3 protein-coding genes are annotated in these 21,103 nt (G+C 71.5%); 2 read left to right on the top strand and 1 reads right to left on the bottom strand.

Annotated elements, in window-relative coordinates:
* Positions 1-32: 32 nt before the first annotated feature.
* Together MOM01_RS07705 and MOM01_RS07700 are read left to right on the top strand one after the other, a co-directional pair.
* A complete protein-coding gene (locus tag MOM01_RS07705) occupies positions 33-18,806 on the top strand; it encodes an amino acid adenylation domain-containing protein (protein ID WP_441347286.1) in 18,774 nt (6,257 codons plus the stop codon).
* Entirely contained in the window at positions 18,806-20,542 is a 1,737-nt protein-coding gene (locus MOM01_RS07700; protein ID WP_241384817.1) for a polysaccharide biosynthesis tyrosine autokinase, read from the top strand. Before MOM01_RS07705 ends, MOM01_RS07700 begins: the two co-directional genes overlap by 1 nt.
* Here the strand turns inward: MOM01_RS07700 and MOM01_RS07695 are convergent.
* Positions 20,513-21,028, bottom strand: coding sequence for an arsenate reductase/protein-tyrosine-phosphatase family protein (locus MOM01_RS07695; protein WP_241384816.1), 516 nt, complete (start codon positions 21,026-21,028; stop codon positions 20,513-20,515). The genes MOM01_RS07700 and MOM01_RS07695 overlap by 30 nt on opposite strands.
* Positions 21,029-21,103 lie beyond the last annotated feature (75 nt).

Genomic DNA, 21,103 nt, shown 5'->3' with positions numbered 1-21,103 from the left:
GTCCAAATGTCGGGTGAGGCGAGGGGAGCGTGGTGCATCAATTTCCGCTGTCCCCGAGTCAGCGGGGTCTCTGGTATGCGCAAATGCTGCATCCGGACGTACCTTTCACCACCGCGCAGTACGTAGAGCTGGTCGGCGAACTCGATATCGAGATCCTGCGTTCCGCATGCGTGCAGGCTGCGCGTGAGGTCGAATCGGGTTTCTTGTTCTTCACGGAGATCGACGGCGTTCCCCGTCAATATGTGGACGTCGCGTACGACGACGACGTGCCGTATATCGACCTTCGTTCGGAGGAAGACCCGGAACGGGCTGCTCTCGCCTGGATGACGGAGCGCTACACGCGGCCACTGGACCTGCTGCGCGACCGGTCGATCTTCACGACGGTGTTGCAGATCAGCGACACGCGGTACTACCTGTCGAGCTACGTCCACCACATCGCGCTCGACGGCCAGGGTGCTGTGAACATGCTCAACCGCGCCGCCGAGTTGTATTCGGCGTGGGTCTCCGGATCCGACGCCCCGCCGCTCAAGGCGCTGCCGATTGCGGACATCCTCGAAGTCGAAGCGGCCTACGCCGGGTCGAAACGTCAGGACACCGACCGCCGGCACTGGCTCGAACGCCTCGCCGACCTGCCCGAACCCGTGTCGTTCGTCGACCACGAAGCGCCGCTGGCGGTGCCGGCGCGACGCGCGAATTCCGAACTCGACCCCGAGACGGCCGCAGCTGTTTCGGCGCTCGCACACGAAGCGAACTCGACCGACGTGCCGATCGTCCTGGCGGCCTTCGGCGCGTTCCTCGCTCGCACGACCGGCGTCGTCGACGTCGTCCTGAGCCTGCCGGTCTCCGCGCGCACCACCGCCGCACTGCGCCGCTCGGCAGGTGTGCTCGCGAACGTTGTGCCGCTGCGCCTGTGCGTGGATCCGGCTGCGACGCCGGCCGGTCTCATCCGCGACGTGCAGGTGGAACTGAGCAGCACTCTGCGCCACCAGCGGTATCGATACGAAGACATGCTCGCCGATCTGCGCAGTCTCGGGCGTTCGCGCGACGAGGCGGCCAGCCCCTTCGGCCCGACCGTCAACCTGATGATGTTCCACCCCGAGATCGCGTTCGGCGACGTGACGGGGGAGTACCACCACCAGTCCAGCGGCCCGATCGACGATCTCGCGGTGAACGTCTATCCGAGCGTGGCGGGCCGGACGATGCGCGTCGACTTCGAGGCCAACCCCAATCTCTACAGCGACGAACACCTCTCTTCGCTGCACAGCCGGTTCCTCGGATTCCTGAAGAGGTTCGTGCAGGACGCCGACGTCGCGGTGGGCGACCTCGCGCTCACCGACCCCACAGAACTCAACGGACTGGCTCCCGCCCGTGGCCGCACCGCGCCCGAACCGGCGTTGCTGCCCGACGTCCTCACCCGCCACGCCGCGAGCGACGCTGTCGCCGTGCTGGACGGACACGACCGCCTCACCTACCGCGAACTCGACGCGCGCTCCGATGCGCTCGCTCACGCACTGGTCGCCGCGGGTGCCGGCCCCGAAGAGCGTGTCGCGGTACTGCTGCCGCGCTCGTTCGATTCGGTGGTCGCCCTGTGGGCCGTCGTCAAGACCGGTGCTGCCTACACCCCGCTCGATCCCGAATTGCCGCCCGCTCGCCTCGGCCAGGTGCTGCGCGACATTCGTATCGCTGTCGCCCACGACCGTCCGGTACTACCCGAGCACGTCACCCGCGTCGCGCCCGCCGTCGACGGACCGGCCGACGCGTTCACCGCCGAACACCGACGGCGGCCGCTGCACGTCGACAACACCGCGTGGATCATCCACACCTCCGGCTCCACCGGCACCCCGAAGGCCGTGGCGGTGAGCCACGGCGGAGTGTCGGCGCTCGTATCGACGCTGCGCGACCGCTACCGGGCCGACGAGAACTCACGCGTGGTGCATCTCGCCGCACCGTCTTTCGACGCATCGTTGCAGGAACTGCTGCTCGCCTTCGACGCCGGTGCCGGCCTGGTGATCTGCCCGCCCGACTCTGTCGGCGGACCGGCCCTGGCCACGCTGCTGCACGAGGCCGCCGTCACGCACGCGATCACGGCCCCGGCGATCCTCGCCGCCACACCGAACGAGAATCTCCCCGAACTGCAGGTTCTCGATGCCGGTGGTGAAGCGCTGCCGCAAGCCGTGGCCGATCGATGGTCCACCGGCCGCACCATGCTCAATGCCTACGGGCCCACCGAGACCACGATTCTCGCGACCCTCAGCGACCCACTGGAAACCGGTGCGGGCGTGCCCATCGGCCGGCCGATCGACGGCACGACCGCCGTGGTCCTCGACGCCCGCCTGCACCCCGTGCCTGCCGGTGTGGTCGGCGAGCTGTATCTCGGGGGACCGGGCGTCGCGCGCGGTTATCTCGGCGAACCGGCCCTGACCGCCGGACGATTCGTCGCGTCGCCTTTCGGCGGTCGCCTGTACCGCACGGGCGACCGGGTCCGCTGGAACACCGACGGGCAACTCGAATTCCTCGGCCGTGCCGACCTGCAGGTCAAGATCCGCGGCCACCGCATCGAGCTCGGTGAGGTCGAATCCGTCCTCCTCGCCTTCGACGACGTGCAGGCCGCAGCGGCCACCGTGCACGGCGAGCACCTCGCCGCCTACGTGGTGGGCGACGCCGACCCCGCCGACCTCACCGTCCGCCTCGCCGACGAGCTGCCCGCCTATCTGCGTCCGTCGTCGATCACCCCGCTCGACGCGCTGCCGCTGACTCCGGGTGGCAAGGTCGACCGCCGCGCATTGCCCTCACCCGAGCGTGCCGTCGCGACCGGCTCGCGTCCGCCCAGCGGACCGGCCGAGAAGATCGTCGCGGAACTGTTCGCCGAGCTCACCGGCATCGACGAGATCGGTGCCGACGACGATTTCTTCGCGCTCGGCGGTCATTCGCTCGGAGCCGCCCAGCTCGCTGCGCGCCTCGGTGCCGCGCTCGGCCGCGACGTGCAGCTGCGTGACGTCTTCGCCCACCCCACCGTCGCCCGGCTCGCAGCCGCCGCGGCGACGCGACCGGAATCCGAATCCCGGCCCGTCGCCCTGCCCGACACCGGCCCGTCACCGCTCGCACCCGCGCAGCGCCGGCTGTTCCTGCTCGCGCGCGCTCACGGCGACCCGGCCGCCTACCACCTGCCGTTCGCACTGCACCTCGACGGCGCCCTCGACGTGCCCGCTCTGCAGGCCGCGGTGGTGGACGTCCTGGACAGGCACGACATCCTGCGCACGCTGTTCCGGCTCACCGCCGACGGCCCGGTGCAGGATGTGCTGCCGCTCGATCGTGCCGTCGCTGGTCTGGCTCTTGAACCCGAGAGTGTCGACGGCGACGTCGACGCGCTCGTCACCGAATGGGCCGCGGAGCCGTTCGATCTCACCGCGCAGATCCCGTTCCGTATCCGGCTGCTGCGACTGGCCGACGACAAGCACGTGCTCGCCGTCGTCGCCCACCACATCGCACTCGACGGCGCGTCGTTCGTGCCGCTCACCACCGACGTCGCCACCGCCTATCTCGCCCGCACCGAGGGGGACCCGCCCGCGTGGGCGCCGCTGCCGCTGCGCTACCGGCACTACGCGCGCTGGCATCTCGATCGTCTCGGTGATCCGGCTGCGCCCGACACTCTCGCGGGACGCGAGATCGACTACTGGACGCGCACTCTCGACGGGCTCTCGGACGCCGCTCCGGTACCCACCGACCGTCCCCGCAACGGCGGCTTCGGCCCCGCTGCGGCCGTGGAGTTCACGGTGCCCGCGGAGCAGGTCGAGGCGCTGGGCACCGTCGCCGCCGCACACGACGCCACCACCTTCATGGCCGTGCACGCCGCTGTCGCCGCGTGGCTGTCCGCCTGGACCTCCGGGCACGACATCGCCATCGGCACGGGAACGGCGGGTCGCGACCATCCCGATCTCGACGCGCTCGTCGGCATGTTCGTCGGCACCGTCACGCTGCGTGTGGATGTGGATCCGGCGCGGCCGTTCACCGCCCTGCTCGCGCAGGCCCGCGACACCGACCTCGATGCCTTCGCGCACGCCACCGTGCCGTTCGACCACGTCGTCGACGCGGTGGGATTCACCCCCTTCCACGTGATGCTCGCCTACGACAACGTGGACGTGCCCGACCTCGAGCTGCCCGGGCTGACCGTGCGTCCGCGAGAAATCGCCTCGGCGCAGGCACGATTCGACCTCGAGATCTCACTGCGTGAACTGCGTGACGGCTCGCTCGCCGGTCGCCTCGTCTACGACACGGCACTGTTCGACGACGCCACCATCGCCCGCTGGGTGACCCGCCTGAGTGGAGTACTCGAACAGGTCGCGCAGCATCCGTCGCTGCCCGTGGGTGATCTCGACCTCGGTGCCCCGCCCGTCGAGGTCGCCGAAGCCGGGCCGGAGACGACTCTGGCCGGGATCATCGAGCGGTCGCCGGCATGCGTGAGCGAGCTCGGTGGGCAGGCGGTCGAGATCCGCACGGCGGCACGGCCACTCGCGTGGAGTCTCGTCGAGCGGGGCATCGGGACGGAAGATCGTGTGGCCGTGGTGCTGCCGCGCTCGACACGCTCGGTGCTCGCCGCCGCGGCCGTCGCGCTGAGCGGCGCGGCCTTCGTGCCCGTCGACCCGAACCAGCCCGCTGCCCGCATCGCGCGGATCCTCGAGGCGTCCGGTGCGCGCTACGCGATCGTCGATTCGGACGTACCGCTGCCGGGCGACGTCGAGCCGATCACCTTCACCGTGGAGGCCGATGCCCGGCCGATCACCGACGCCGACCGTGTGCGGCCCCTGCGCGTCGACAACACCGCCTACGTCGTCTACACCTCGGGATCGACCGGCACGCCCAAGGGTGTCGTGGTCTCGCACCGCGGGCTCGGCTCGCTCGCACAGTCGTTCACCGAACGCTTCGACCTGCCCGCCGCTTCCGGCACCACCACCTCCGAGGCGCGGGTGCTGCACTTTGCATCCCCCGCCTTCGACGGTGCGGTGCTCGAATACGTCCTCGCGCTGACCTCCGGCGGCACCCTCGTGGTTGCGCCCGCCGATCTGTTCGGCGGGGACGATCTGGTGGAATTGCTTCGTACCGAAGGCATCACCCACTGGTTCTCGACGCCCTCGGTGCCCACCCAGCTCGACCCGGCCGGGCTCGACGAGCTGCGCGTGATCGCGATCGGCGGGGAGTCGTGGCCGGTCGACACCGCCGAGCGCTGGGCGCCGGGGCGCACCCTGCTCAACGTCTACGGGCCCACCGAGACGACGGTGCTCGCCACCTCGAGCGCGCCCTTCGAACCCGGCGACCGGCTGACCATCGGCACCGGTCTGGTGGGTGTGACCGCGGTGGTGCTCGGTGAACGTCTGCGGCCCGTGCCGGAGGGTGTGACCGGCGAGCTGTATCTCGGGGGCCAGGGTGTCGCCCGCGGCTATCTCGACGCGCCCGCCCCGACCGCCGAGCGCTTCGTCGCGAACCCGTTCGGCCCCGGACGTCTCTACCGCACGGGCGATCTGGTGCGCTGGACGGGACACGGCGACGAGCGGACCCTCGAATTCGTCGGCCGCAGCGACCATCAGGTCAAGATCCGCGGCTTCCGCATCGAACTCGGCGAGATCGACGCGATGCTGCAGACCCACCCGGGTGTGGGCACGGCCGTGACCGTGGTGCGCGGCGACACGCTGGCGGCCTACGTGCACAGCCGCAACGGCCGGCTCGACCCCCGCGAGATCCGGGAGTGGGCGGCCGAGCGTCTGCCGCGGCACATGGTGCCCGCGACCGTCACCGTGCTCGACGCACTGCCGCTCACCGGCACCGGCAAGATCGACCGTGCCGCCTTGCCCGAACCGGTGCTCTCCGCGACCCGCACCGACGGATACCGCAGCGCCACCGAAGAACTCGTCGCCGGTGTGATCGCCGATCTCCTGGGTGTACCGGGCGTCGCCGGCTCCGACGACTTCTTCGCGGTCGGCGGTAACTCGCTGCTCGCCACCCAGCTCGCCGCCCGTCTCGGCGGGGTCGCCGGCCGCCGCGTGGGTGTGCGCGACATCTTCGAACATCCCACCGTCACCGAACTGGCGAACCTGCTCGGCCGGGAACCTGCGGGGGAGCACGTGCCGCTCGTGCACGTCGACGACGAGACCGACGCCCCACTCGCACCCGCGCAGCAACGCATGTGGCTGCTCAACCGGTTCGACGTGGCCGACCGCGCAGACGGCGGCGACCACATCGCCTTCGCGATCGATCTCGGCGCCGACATCGACCTCGGCGCCGTGCGCGCGGCAGCGGCGGCGGTGCTCGCCCGGCATGATTCGCTGCGCACGGTCTTCCCCGACGGCCCGTCCGGCCCGCGTCAGCACGTTCTGCCCGCCGTCGACCTCGATCTCGACCCGGTCGAAGCCGGTGATGATCTCGACGCGGAACTGTCCGACTTCGCCCGCGCGCGTTTCGACCTCACCGCCGAACCGCCGGTCCGGGGACGGCTGTACCGGAGGGACACGGGTCATGTGCTCGCGGTGGTGATCCACCACATCGCCGCCGACGGACTGTCGCTGCTTCCGCTCGGACGGGACGCCGTGGTCGCCTACCGCGCACACCGCGACGGGCAACCGGTCGACCTGCCGGCGCCGGCTGTCACCTACCGCGACTACGCGCGCTGGCACCGGGCCGTGCTCGGCGACGAGAACGATCCCGGCAGCCTCGCGGCGCGGCAGCTCGCCTACTGGAAGCAGACGCTCGACGACGCCCCGCCGCTGCTCGCGCTCCCGACCGACCGGCCCCGCAGCGCGATGACGGCGGGCACGGCGGGTCGCGCATCGTTCGCGATCCCGGCCGAACTGCACGCCGCCGTCGACAAGCTCGCGCGCGCCCACGACGTCACACCGTTCATGGTCGTGCACGCGGCGCTGTCGATGCTGCTGTCCGCGCTCGCCGCCACCGAGGACGTCGTCGTCGGCACGCCGGTGTCCGGGCGCAGCGACGCCGCGGTCGACGATGTGGTGGGCATGTTCGTCGGCACCGTGCCGCTGCGCCTGCGGGTGCATCCCCGGGTGAGCTTCGCCGACCTGCTCGCCGAGACCCGTCGCGCCGATCTCGACGCCTTCGCCCACGCCGACGTGCCGTTCGACCGCATCGTCGACGCCGTCGGTGCCGGGACCGACGCGCATCATCCGGTGTTCCAGGTGATCCTCGCCTACGAGTCGTTCGCGCTCGACGAGTTCACGCTGCCCGGCAGTTCCACCTCGCTCCGTGAGATCCCTGCAGGGACCGCCCGCGTCGACCTCGAGGTGACCGTCCGCGAACGCCGATCCGAGACCGGAACGCCCGCCGGTTTGGAGACGATCCTTACGTACGCGGACGAACTTTTGGATTCGCACACGATTGTGGAGTGGCAGTCGTGGTTTGTGCGTATTCTCGATGCCGTTACCGCCGATCCGGCAGTGCCGGTCGGCGGTATCGAGTTGTGCGGCGCCGGTATCACCCCCGCCGGCGCCGCACAGCGTCTGCCCGCCGAGTCGCTGCCCGAGCTCGTCGCGCACCGCGTCGCCGACGATCCCGCCGCGCTCGCCGTGGTGGGGGACGGCTACTCCCTCAGCTACGGCGCCCTGTGGTCGCGCTCGGGTGCACTCGCCAAGCTTCTTCGCGAGCGCGGCGTCGCCGACGAGGACGTCGTGGCGGTCGCGCTGCCCCGCACACCCGAACTCGTCGTCGCGATCCTCGCCGTCGCCCGTGCCGGAGGCGTCTATCTGCCCGTCGACGTCACACATCCCGGCGCGCGCCTGCAGGCGCTGTTCGACGATGCGCAACCCTCGCTGCTCGTCACCACCGGAACAGATCTCGTGGACTCCCGGCTGCCCGCGGTGCGCCTCGACGATCCGGAGATCGCCACCCGCCTCGACGACGGCGCCCTCTTCGACCTGCCGCTCGCACCGGACCGCGGCGCCTATCTCGTCTACACCTCCGGATCCACCGGCACCCCCAAGGGCGTGCTCGTATCGCACCGCAACGTGCTGTCGCTGCTCGCCTCCACCGTCGACGAGTTCGCCCTGCGCGCCGACGACGTGTGGACGCTGTTCCACTCGCCGGCCTTCGACTTCTCGGTGTGGGAGATGTGGGCGCCGCTGGCCACCGGCGCCCGCGTGATCGTGGTCGATCACCTGACCGTGCGCGACCCGGCCGCCTTCGCCGACGTCCTTGTCCGCCACCGCGTGACGGTGCTCAACCAGACCCCCACGGCCTTCTACCAGCTGGCCGCGACCGACCACCCGCCGCTCGAGGACCTGCGGCTGCTGATCTTCGGCGGGGAAGCCCTGGACCCGGAGCGTGTGCGACCGTGGGCGCAGAACCACCCGGACGTGCGCGCGGTCAACATGTTCGGCATCACCGAGACCACCGTGCACGTCACCTTCGGTGATGCCACCGAGGCCGGTGTCGGGGCGCCGCTGCCCGGACTCGCCGTGGACGTTCTCGACTCGTCGCTGCGACCCGCACTGCCCGGCGCTGTCGGCGAGATGTACGTGCGCGGAGACCAACTCGCGCGCGGCTATCGCGGACGCCCCGGGCAGACCGCGACGCGATTCGTCGCCGCCCCCGGTGGCCGCCGCCGCTACCGCACCGGCGACCTCGGCCGCCACGCCAAGACCGGCGCACTGCACTATCTCGGCCGCGCCGACCAGCAGATCGAGCTGCGTGGCTACCGCATCGAACCCGGCGAGATCGAAACCGCACTGCTGCGCAGCGAGGGCGTGCGCCAAGCCGTCGTGCTGCTGCGCGACGACCGGCTCGTCGCCTATCTCGTCGGCGGCGACGCCACCGCGGCCCTCCGCGAGGCGCGACGCATCCTGCCCGACTATCTCGTACCCGCGGCCGCCGTCGTCCTCGACGCGCTGCCGCTCACGGCCAACGGCAAACTCGACCGTGCGGCACTGCCCACCGCCGAGGTCACCGCCGGCGGGGGAGCGGCACCGCACGGGCCCGTCGAAGAACTCGTCGCGGACGTGTGCGCCGAACTGCTCGGCGTCACGGCCGGCACCATCGGCGCGGACGACGACTTCTTCCACCTCGGCGGCAACTCGCTGCTCGCCACCCGCCTGGCCGGTCGCCTGTCCGACGTCCTCGACACCGACGTCACCGTGCGCGACGTCTTCGAGCACCGCACCGTCGCGGCCCTCGCCGCCTTCGTCGGCGCGAACTCCGATCCACGCCGCCGCGTGCCTCTCGTCGCCGACCCCGACGCGCCCGCACCGCTGTCGGCGGCACAGCAGCGCCTGTGGTTCGTCAACCGCTTCGACCCGGCCTCCCCGAGCTACAACCTGCCCTTCGCAGTGCGCCTCGACGGCGACCTCGACATCGAGGCCCTGGCCTCGGCGGTGGGCGACGTGCTCGAACGTCACCGCACGCTGCGGACCGTCTATCCCGCCGCCGACGAGTACACCGTGCTTCCCGCGGCACGACCCGACCTCGACCCGGTCGCCGTACCGGACAGTGCACTCGGGGAGTTCGTCCGCGACTACGCCGCCGCCGGATTCGATCTCACCGTCGAGCCCCCGGCCCGCATGCGGCTGTACCGGACGGCGCCCGACCGGCACGTGCTGCTCGTCGTGCTGCACCACATCGCGGCCGACGGCTGGTCGCTCACGCCGCTGCTGCGCGACATCGCCGTCGCCTACGAGGCCCGCCTCGCCGGCACGGCCCCGGCGCTGCCGCCGCTGCCTGTGCAGTACACCGACTACGCGCGGTGGCAGCGCAGCGTCGCCGACGAACAGATCCCGTACTGGCTGGACGAACTCGCCGGCCTACCCGAGGAAGTGACGCTGCCCGGCGACCGGCCGCGACCCGCACGCCCCACCGGGCACGGGGCCGCCCACAGCCTCCGCCTCGACAGCGACCTCGTGCGTGGTCTGCACGAGCTCGCCCGCGACGGTCGCGCCACCGTGTTCATGGTGCTGCATGCCGCGCTCGCCGCGCTGATCGCCCGGCACGGTACCGGGCGCGACATCGCTGTCGGCACAGCGGTGGCCGGTCGCGGCGACCCGCAACTCGACGACGTCGTCGGCATGTTCGCCGGCACTCTCGTGCTGCGCACCGAGGTCGATCCCGACGCCACCTTCGCCGAACTCCTCGCACAGGTACACCGCCGCGACCTCGCCGCCTACACGAACCCCGACGCACCCTTCGAAACGCTCGTCGAGCGGCTGCAGCCCGCGCGCAGCGAGGCCCGGCATCCGCTCTTCCAGATCGCGCTGTCGCAGGCACGGCCGGTCTCCTCGACCTTCGCGCTACCGGGCCTGAGCGTGACCGCCGAACCGGTCGACACCGAACACGTCAACGTCGACGTGCAGCTCACCGTCACCGAGCAGCAGGACGCGATCGACCTCGAATTCTTCTACAGCACAGATCTGTACGACGCCGACACCGTCGCCACCTACGCCGGGCGGCTGCGCGCGATCCTGAGTGCGGCCGTCACCGATCCGGACGTGCGGGTCGGGGAGATCGACCTGTCCGGCGACACCGCGCTTCCCACAGAGGGCGCTGCCCCCGGCGCGCCGCGGCCGTTGCGGACATGGTTGTCGCAGGGCGCCGCTGCCGGTGGCGACGGGCTCGCGATCGTGGACGGCGACCGTGAGCTGTCGTATCCCGAACTGGTGTACTACGCCGACGCTCTCGCCGCGCGCCTGCAACTCGCCGGGGTGCGTCCGGGTGACGCGGTCGCCTGCGCCTACCCGCGCTCGCTCGAATCGGTACTCGCCGTGTGGGGCATCGTCCACGCCGGCGCCGCCCCGATGCTCGTCGACCCCACCGCACCCACCGCGCGCCTCACCGGCATGCTCGCCGACGTACGTGTGGGAGTCGGCGAAGCGCAGACGCTTCCGGAGAACGTGCACTGGCTCGAGGTGACCTCCGACGTCGAGGAACCGCTCGCCGACGTCGTCGATCCCGCGCCCGATGCACCGGCCTACTACGTCTTCACCTCCGGTACCACCGGAAACCCCAAGGCCGTCACCGTCACCCAGCGCGCCGCGAGCGCGTTCGCCGAGGACATCGGCGACTACCTGCCGACATTCCCGGGCGATCGCGTACTGCACGTCGCGGCACCGTCGTTCGACATCGCGATACTCGAGATCCTCACCGCCGGGATCTCCGGCGCCACCCTGGTGGTGGCCGGCCCCGACAGCTACGGCGGCGACGCGCTCGGGGAGCTGCTCGACCGTGCCGGCATCACGCACACGGTGATGACGGCCTCGCGGCTCGCGACCGTCCCCGTGCGGGAACTGCCCGACCTGCGCATGCTCATGCTCGGTGGTGACCGCCTCACCCCGGAGGTCGTGGAGCGCTGGGGCGGCGGTCGCACCCTCGTCAACGGATACGGGCCGGCCGAGGCCACCACCTTCGTCACCGTCTCGCGCCCCCTGAACCCCGGCGACGACATCGTCATCGGCGCCCCCGGACGCGGCGTCACCGTCGAGGTGCTCGACGAACGGATGCATCCCGTGCCCGCCGGAGTGGTCGGCGAGCTGTACCTCTCGGGGCCGCGACTGGCTTCCGGGTATCGCGCAGCCCCCGGCCGCACCGCAGCGCGCTTCGTGGCCGGACCGGACGGCACCCGCCGCTACCGCACCGGCGACCTGGTGCGCTGGACCCGGAGCGCGGCACTCGAATTCGTGGGGCGGAGCGACAACCAGGTCAAACTCCGCGGCGTGCGCATCGAACCGGGGGAGATCGACGCAGCCCTCACCGCACTCGACGGAGTCGATCGCGCCGTGACGCTCGTGCGTGCCGGCAGGCTCGTCTCCTACGTCACCGGCGAAGACGTCGACGAATCGACGCTGCGGGCCCGGCTGCGCACGACGCTGCCCGCGCACCTCGTGCCCACCGCCATCGTGCCGGTGAACGCGCTCCCGCTCACCGTCCACGGCAAGGTCGACACCGCCGCACTGCCCGAACCCACCACCGGCGAGGTCGAAGAACCGCGCACCGCCACCGAGGCATTCGTGGCCCGCATCGTCGCCGACGTGCTGGGCGGGAGCGACGTCTCGGTGGGACGCACCGACGACTTCTTCGCGATCGGTGGCAACTCGCTGCTCGCCACCGTGCTCGTCGGCCGCCTCCGGGAGAAGACCGGCACCGCCGTGCCGCTGCGCACCGTGTTCGCGAACCCCACCGTCGACGCACTCGCCGCCGCACTCGACGCCGGTGGCTTCGACACCGACACCGGCCCGGTCGCGATCTCGCCGCGACCCGAGCTCGTTCCGCTCAGCCGCACGCAGCGACGGTTGTGGAGCCTGAGTTCGCTTGCACCCGAGGCTTATCGGATGCGCAGTGAGCTGCTCCTGCGTGGGCCACTCGATCTCGGTGCCCTCCAGGCCGCTCTCGGCGACCTCGCGCTGCGGCACGAGATCCTGCGCACCGACTACGTCGTCAGCGGCGACGGGGTCTACCAGCAGGTCCACGAGACACCGCGCAGCGACCGCTGGCGGGTGCGTCTCGAACGCACCGCGCCCGACCGGCACGTGCTGCACCTCGACGTCGACCATTCGATCGCCGACGGCGCCTCGCTGCGGCCGCTGGTCCGCGACCTGAGCCTGGCCTATCTGGCGCGGATCGAGGGCACCACCCCGCAGTGGGAGCCGCTGCCGCTGCACTACGCCGACTACGCGCTGTGGGAAGCCGAACGCGGCATCCCCGACGGCGACGTCGAACACTGGCGCCGCGCCCTCGACGGGCTGACCGTCACCGAACTTCCCACCGACGCCGCCGGCACCGAGAGCGGGGCACGGAGCGTGGACTTCACGGTGCCCGCCGAGATACGCGACGCCCTCGCCGAACTCGCCCGCGCGCACGGCGCCACCGAGTTCATGGTGCTGCACGCCGCCCTGTCGGTGCTGCTCGCACGGCTCGGCGGCAACGACGACATCGCGATCGCCGCCGTGGTGGGCGGACGCCGCTGGGCGCAGCTCGACGATCTCGTCGGCCCGTTCCTCGACACCCTGGTGCTGCGAGCCCGCGTCGCCCCCGACATGTCGTTCGCGGGGCTGCTCGGTCAGGTCCGGGACTTCGACATCGCGGCCTTCGACCATGTGGCCGTTCCGTTCGAGCAACTCCTGTCGGAGATGCACAGTCCCGCACCGCAGGTCGCGCTGGCGCTGCAGGACTTCGGGATCGCGCCCGTCACGCTCGGCGAACTCACGGTCGAGGCCCGTGAAGTCCTCGACGACACCACGAAGTTCGATCTGCAGTTCACCCTCGCTCCGCGCCCCGACGGTTACATCGGCACGCTCGTGTTCGACGCCGCCCGATTCTCCGGCCGCGCCGCCGAACTGCTCGCCGACCGTTTCGTCGCACTGCTCGGCGCCGTCGCGAACGCACCCGGCAGCATCGTCGGCGAACTCGCCCTCGGCACCCCGGCCCCCGCGCTCGAAGGCGCGGCCCCGGCGCCGGCGCGCACCCTCGCGGAGATGCTGCGCGCCACCGCCGCCGCCCACCCCGACCGTGAGGCACTGCGCGGCGTCGGCGAGTCGCTCACCTACCGCGAACTCGACGAACAGTCCGACGCCCTCGCCGAGGAGTTGCGGGCCCAGGGTGCGTGCGACGGCAGGATCGTGCGGATCGACGCGCCGCGCGGTGTCGACTACATCCGCACCCTGTGGGCCGTCACCAAAACCGGTGCCGCCTTCACGCATTCGCGGCAGGCGGGTGAGACCTGCCTGCCCGGCACCGCCTACGTGGTGTCCACCTCCGGTTCCACCGGCACCCCGAAGCGGGTCGCGGTGACGCACCGCGGGCTCGCCCCGCTCGCCGCCGAAGTGGCGACGCGCTACCGGGTGGGCCCCGGAGATCGCGTGCTGCACGGCTATTCACCGGAATTCGATGCGGCGCTGCTCGAACTGCTGCTCGCCCACACCACCGGCGCGACCCTCGTGGTCGCACCCCCGGAGATCTACGCCGGTCAGGACCTGCACCGCTACCTCGCCGACGAGCGCATCACCCACTACCTGTCGACGCCCACCGTGCTCGGCACCCTCGACCCCGAGGGCCTGCCCGATCTGAAGGTCGTCGCCTCCGGTGGCGAAACGCTGTCGCCGACGCTCGCGGCACGCTGGGCCGACGGTCGCGTCATGCTCGACGCCTACGGACCGACCGAGGCCACGATCGTCGCCACCCTCGTCGACATCGAACCCGGCACCCGTCCCGGCATCGGCCGGCCCGTGCCCGGCACCGTCGCCCACGTGCTCGACGCGCGGCTGCGTCCCGTCCCCGCCGGTGCCGCCGGAGAGCTGTATCTCGCGGGTGAGGGCCTCGCCGCCGGTTATCTCGACGACCCGGTGCGCACCGCAGAGCGCTTCGTCGCTGCTCCCGGCGGCACGCGCATGTACCGCACCGGCGACCGCGTCCACCGCCGCGTGGACGACACCCTCGGCTATCTCGGCCGCACCGACAGGCAGCTCAAGGTGCGCGGCGTGCGCATCGAACCCGGCGAACTCGAGGCCGCGCTGCTCACCCAGCCCGGAATCCGGCAGGCCGCCGTGGTCGCGGTCACCGGCGCCCTCGTCGCCTTCGCGGCCGGAACGGACCTGTCGTCCGCCGACGTCTCCGCGCGACTCGCGCTGGTCGTGCCGCCGCACCGCATGCCCACCCGCGTGCACACGCTCGACCAGCTGCCCGTCACCCCCAACGGCAAACTCGACGTCACCGCCCTCGAACTGCTCGACGCCGCGGCCGCCGACGACGACACCGCCGCCGACCGGCCGCTCACCGACACCGAGGACCTCGTCGTCACCGTCGCCGAGGACGTACTCGGCACCCGCCCGGCCGCGCACCGCGGTTTCTTCACGGCCGGTGGCGATTCGCTCTCGGCCGTGGTCTTCGCCGCGCGGCTGAGCGACGCCTTCGGCACCGACGTGCCGGTGCGCGAGGTGCTGGCCGCCCCGACCCTCGCCGCGCTCGCCGCCCGCATCGAAGCCGGCAACGATCAGCGCATCCCGCTGCGCCGCTACGACGACGGCGGCCCGGTGCCGATTGCGCCCGCCCAACGTCGCCTCGGGATCGTCGCGCGCGCGGAGGCCGGCACCGCCGGTTATCTCGTGCCCGTCGTCCTGACGTTGAGCGGCGACCTCGACGTCGACGCGCTCGCCGCTGCGGTCGGCGATGTGGTCGAGCGTCACCGCGTCCTGCGCACCGCCTTCACCGACGACCTCCAGGTGCCCGTCGACCCGCCGGTGCTCGAACACTCCGCGCCCGCCGACGTCGCTGCGGCCGTCACCGCGACGATCACCACGCCCTTCGACATCACCACCGGGGCGCCCCTGCGCATCCGGTTGTTCGACGTCGAACCCGGCCGCTGGATCCTCGCGGCCGCCGTGCACCACATCGCCTTCGACGGCGGCTCCGTCGGCCCGCTGCTGACCGACCTCGCCGCCGCCTACACCGCGCGGCGTCAGGGAGCAGCACCGGAATTCGAGCCGCTGCCCGTCACCTACGGCGACTACGCCCGCTGGCAGCACGAACTGCTCGGCGACAGCGCCGATCCGGCCTCGCTCGCCGCGCGCCGGCTCGACTACTGGACCACCACGCTCGCGGGACTGCCCGACAGCCCGCTGCCCGTGCCCACGGACCGCCCGCGTCCGGCCCGGCCGAGCCATCGTGGGGCGCAGATCGTCTCGCGTCTCGACGCCGACACCCACCGGCGCCTGCGGGAGGTCGCCCGGCGGCACGACGTCACGGTGTTCATGTTCGTCCACGCCGTGCTCGCCGCGATGCTCGCACGTCGCAGCGGGCGCACCGACATCGCCGTCGGCACCGCGGTCGCCGGTCGCACCGACGCGCGCCTGGACGGGCTCGTCGGCATGTTCGTCGGCACCGTCGTGCTGCGCACCCCGGTCGAGCCGGACCGAGCGTTCACCGACCTGCTGCGCACGGTGCGGACCACCGATCTCGGTGCGCTCGCCCACGCCGACGTGCCGTTCGACGAGGTCGTCGCCCGCTTGGCACCCCGACGCGATCCGGCCTACAGCCCGCTCTTCCAGGTGCTGCTCACCCACCGTGTCGACGCCGGCGGGCCGTTGCCACAACTGCCGGACGTGCAGGTCGTCGAGGCCGACGCCGGAGAACCCGCAGCGCAGTTCGACCTCGTCGTCGAGCTCGTCGAACGCGAAGCGGGACTGGACCTGCGGCTGGTCTACGCGACCGACCTGTTCGACGACACCACCGGCGACGCGATGCTCACCGATCTCGTCGCACTCCTGTCCGCCGCGCTCGCCGAACCCGAGCGTGCCGTCGGCGATCTCGCCGTGCCGTCACCCGCACCGCTCTCGACACCCGGCGTCGAACCGCGCACCCTCCCCGAGATCCTCGCCGGCAGCGTCGAGCGGCATCGCGGACGCATCGCGGTGCGCTCCGGCGATGTCGCGTGGACCTACGGTGGCCTCGACGCCCGCGCCGACGAGATCGCCACGGTGCTCGCGGCCTACGGGGTGCGGCGCGGAGACCTCGTCGCGATCGCGGTGCCGCGCAGCGAATACTGGCCGCTGGCAGTCTGGGCCGTCGCCAAGCTCGGGGCGGCATGGGTGTCGGTCGATCTCACCCAGCCCGAGGCGCGCAGTGCCGCGATCCTCGCCGACTCCGGTGCCCGGATCGGGCTGACCGTCGGCGGCCGCGAGCTCGGATACCTGACCTGGATCGATCTGACCGCCGACCGGAGTGTCGGCTTCGACGAGGCGCAACCGCCCACGCCCTCAGTGACATACGACGATCTCGCGTACACGATCTACACCTCCGGCACCACCGGCACCCCGAAGGGTGTCGAGGTCACCCACCGCGGCCTGGCGACCCTGCTCGAGCTGCAGAGCGCCGTCGCCGGACTCGGCCCCGAATCACGTGTCCTGCAGGTCGCCTCGCACACCTTCGACGCCGCGGTCTTCGAACTGCTCTCCGCCCACGCACACGGCGGTGCGCTCGTGATCGCCCCCGATCACACCTTCGCCGGGGAGCCCTTGCGCGAGTTGATCGCCGACGAGCGCGTCACGCACCTCAACATCACGCCCACCGTGCTGGGAACGCTCGACCCCGACGCCATCGAGCCCGCGACGATCATCGTCGCGGGGGAGACCCTCCCGGCCGCGCTGGTGCGCCGCTGGTCGCGGCACCGGATCTTCAACGGCTACGGACCCACCGAATTCACCGTCGCCCTCTCCCATTCGTCCCGGCTGAGCGGTGAGGGGAAACCGAACATCGGCACTCCGGTGGCGGGAGCCACCGCGTACGTGCTCGACGCACGGCTGCACCCCGTACCGCGCGGCACCGTCGGCGAACTCTACGTGACCGGCGACAGCATGGCACGTGGATACCGGAACGAATCCGGGCTCACGGCAACACGATTCGTCGCAAATCCGTACGGCGAGGCGGGGTCGAGGCTGTACCGGACCGGAGACATGGTTCGGATCCTGCCGAACGGGGTACTGGATCACGTGGCCCGAGTGGACGATCAGGTGAAGATCCACGGAATCCGTGTCGAACCCGCCGAGGTCGACGCCGCCCTGCTGTCCCGTCCGGGCATCGCCGCCTCCGTCACCCTGCCGCGGCCCGGACGCACCGGAGACACCGTGCTCGTGTCCTACATCCAGCCCGAGGCCGGCGGCGCACCCGATGTGGCCGCACTGCGCCGCGCCCTCGCAGGCGAACTGCCCCGCCACCTGCGACCGGCGAGCATCACCGTCGTCGACGCCCTGCCGCTGCTGCCCTCCGGCAAGATCGACCGCGCGTCGCTGCCCGACTCCGACGACGCGGCCGACGAGCCCTACGTGGCGCCCGAAGGGCCCATCGCGCAGGCGGTCGCCGCGGTCTTCGCCCGGCACCTCGACCTGCCGGTCGACGAGATCTCCGCCGACCGTGGCTTCTTCGACCTCGGTGGCAGCTCCATCGGCGCGGTCACCGTCGCCGGCGAGCTGCGCGACGAACTCGGCACCGACGTGCCGGTCGAATGGCTCTTCACGAGCCCGAGCGTCGACGCGCTCGCCGACCGCATCGCCGGCGGCCACAGCGACGACGTCCGCGACCCGCTCGGCACGGTCGTCGAGATCGCCGGTCGCGGCGACGCGCGTCCCTCGCTGTTCTGCGTGCACCCCATCAGTGGACTGGCCTGGATGTACTCGGGGCTCGCTCCGCATCTCGACGGCCGCGGCCTCTACGGCGTGCAGGCAACGGGCTTCGACGACATTCCGGACAGCATCGGCGAACTCGCCGCGCGATATGTCGACGAGATCCGTAAGGTACAGCCCGATGGTCCCTATCACCTGCTGGGCTGGTCGGTGGGCGGCACCATCGCACACGAAATGGCCGTGCAGCTCGTCGAATCCGGGGAGCAGGTCGGTGCGGTAGTGCTGCTCGACACCCTCACGCCCGAGACGCTGCCTGCCGACGCGCATCCCGTCGCAGAGACCGAGCCCGACATCGCCGGGCTGCCCGCACACCTCGTCGCCGAGATCCGCCGCCGCAGCGACGCCGCCGCGGAGGCCGTCGAGAATGCGGTGCGCCGCCACCGGCTTCGCGAATACGACGGCGACATCGACCTGGTGGTCGCCGAACCCGATCTCGACCGGCACCCCGAACTCGCCGCCACCTGGCAGCGATATGTGCGCGGTCTCGTCGTCGAACATCCGGTGCCGTTCACGCACTCGGAACTGGCCGGTCCGGACGCGGTGCGTGCGATCGGCCCCGTGCTCGACGACGTGCTGTCGCGACGCGACGACCCCTACACCGCGCCCGCCGGGTGCGTACGCAGTGTTACCGCAACGAGGGAGACGCCCTGATGGAAGTACATGATTACCTGCGAATTCTGCAGGCGAGGTGGAGGATCGTCGCCGTCACGACGGTGGTGGCGGTCCTCGCTGCCCTCGGCGCCTCCCTGTTGACCACACCGCAATACGAGGCCAAGACACGCCTGTTCGTCTCGACGTCGTCCGGGGCGTCGGTCCAGGAGATCTATCAGGGCAACCTGTTCTCGCAGCAGCGCGTGACCTCCTACACCGAACTGCTCGCGGGCACCACCCTCGCGCAGCGGACCCTGGACAAGCTCGGCATCACCGACATCTCGCCGGTCGAACTCGCCGGCAAGGTCACCGCCTCGTCGACCCCCGACACGGTGCTCATCGACACCGCCGTCACCGACGAGTCGCCCGAACGCGCCCGCGACCTCGCCAACGCACTGTCGGACGAATTCGTCGTCATGGCGCGCGAACTCGAGACTCCCGAGGACGGTGGCCCGCCCACCGCGCGCGTGGTGGTAGAACAGTACGCGGCCACCCCGTCGTCGCCGGTGACGCCGCAGACCACACGGAACGTCGCGCTCGGCCTCGCGGTGGGTGTGCTGCTCGGCATCGCCCTCGCCGTGCTGCGCGACCGCCTCGACAACACCGTCAAGGACCGCGCGGTGGTCGAGGAGATCGCCGGAACCGGTGTGGTGGGTGTGATCCCGCTCGAGAAGGCACGCCACGAGGAACCCGCGATCGTCTTCGCCGACGCCAACAGCGGCGACGCCGAGGCCTACCGCGAGATGCGCACCAACCTGCAGTTCCTCGAGGTCGACAATCCGCCGCGCGCGATCGTCATCACCAGTTCGCTGCCCAGCGAGGGCAAGACCACCACGGCGGTCAACACTGCGCTCGTACTCGCCGAGGCCGGACACTCCGTCGTGCTCGTCGAAGCGGACCTGCGCCGCCCCCGGGTGTCGAAGTACCTCGGTTCGCTCGGCGAGGCCGGTCTGTCGACCGTGCTCGCCAACCAGGCCTCCCTCGAGGACGTCCTCCAGCCCACCCGCTTCGACGGACTGTGGGTGCTCGCGGCCGGCGGCCTGCCGCCCAACCCGTCCGAGCTGCTCGGCTCCGCGCATGCACGTGAGGTCATCGAGGACCTGCGCTCGCGATTCGACTACGTCATCATCGACGCGCCGCCGCTGCTGCCCGTCACCGACGCGGCCATCCTGACGAACATCGCCGACGGCGCCCTGCTCATCGCCCGCTACGGCAAGACCACCCGTGAACAGTTCACGCGGGCGGTCGGCAACCTGCGTGCGGTCAACGCGAACGTGCTCGGCACGATCCTCGCGATGACGCCCACCAAGGGCCGCGGCACGGCCTACGAGTACCGCTACTACTACAGCTCCGACGGCGAGGGCGGCACCAAGGCCACTCCGGCCGCGGCGACGCCTGGCACCCCGACCGCATCGGTCGGAGCCCGTCGGGTGCAGTCGCCGGTACCGCCCGCGCTCCCCGCCCGGCCGGAGCCGGAGCAGCCGGCTCGCGCGACACAGTCGGCTCATGCGGCGCCCTCGGCGCCCATGGAAGGCCCGGCCCGGCCGCAGAACGGTCACCGTCACGCCGAGCAGCCGGCCACACAGGCCTGGACGACGTCGGAGCCCTACGGCCACAGCGACCGGTACCAGCCGCCGCAGGCGTACTCGGCCGAGCCGGTGTCCGCTCGATCCGGGACGCACGCACCGCGGCGGCCGGGGGAGGGCTCAGACCCGGAGACCGGCGAGCAGAGGTAGCAGCAGGTCGGCGATCTCCGTGCCGACCGCGACGAACGTCTCCTCGTCGCGGCCGATCGGATCGACGATGTCTTCCGGCCCGGGCGCAGACGACTGCGCCCGGGCCGTCGCCAACTCTGCGACCGTCTGCGCCCCGCTCTCGCTGTGCACCCGGGCGGCCTCGGGCAGGGTGAACGTCACTCGCATCTTCCGGGGCGCCAGCTGGATGACCTTGCCGCGCTGCCGCTCGCTCATCGTGATGATGAGGTCGGCGTCCTCGGCGATGGCCGGGGTGATCCGGCGTGCGGCGAAACCGGTGGGGTCGCCTCCGAGCTGCTGCAACACGAGGGCGGCGGTGGGTTCCATGCCGTAACCGACCATCGCCCGGGTGCCCGCGCTGTGCGCCGACAGGTCGTCGCGGCCGGCTTCCGCGGCGTACGCGACGGTCAACCTCTCTGCGGTCGGTGATCGGCAGATGTTTCCGGTACACACGTAGAGAATCCGCATCGGTCGATCCTATGGGAGGCGCCCACGGGGTGCTCGGCCGCATCAAGATCGTTCGAACGGCCCTCATGGGATGTC

This window comes from Rhodococcus sp. CH91 (assembly GCF_022554085.1).
GTDB lineage: Bacteria > Actinomycetota > Actinomycetes > Mycobacteriales > Mycobacteriaceae > Rhodococcus.
This window is presented reverse-complemented; position numbering and strand designations above follow the sequence as displayed.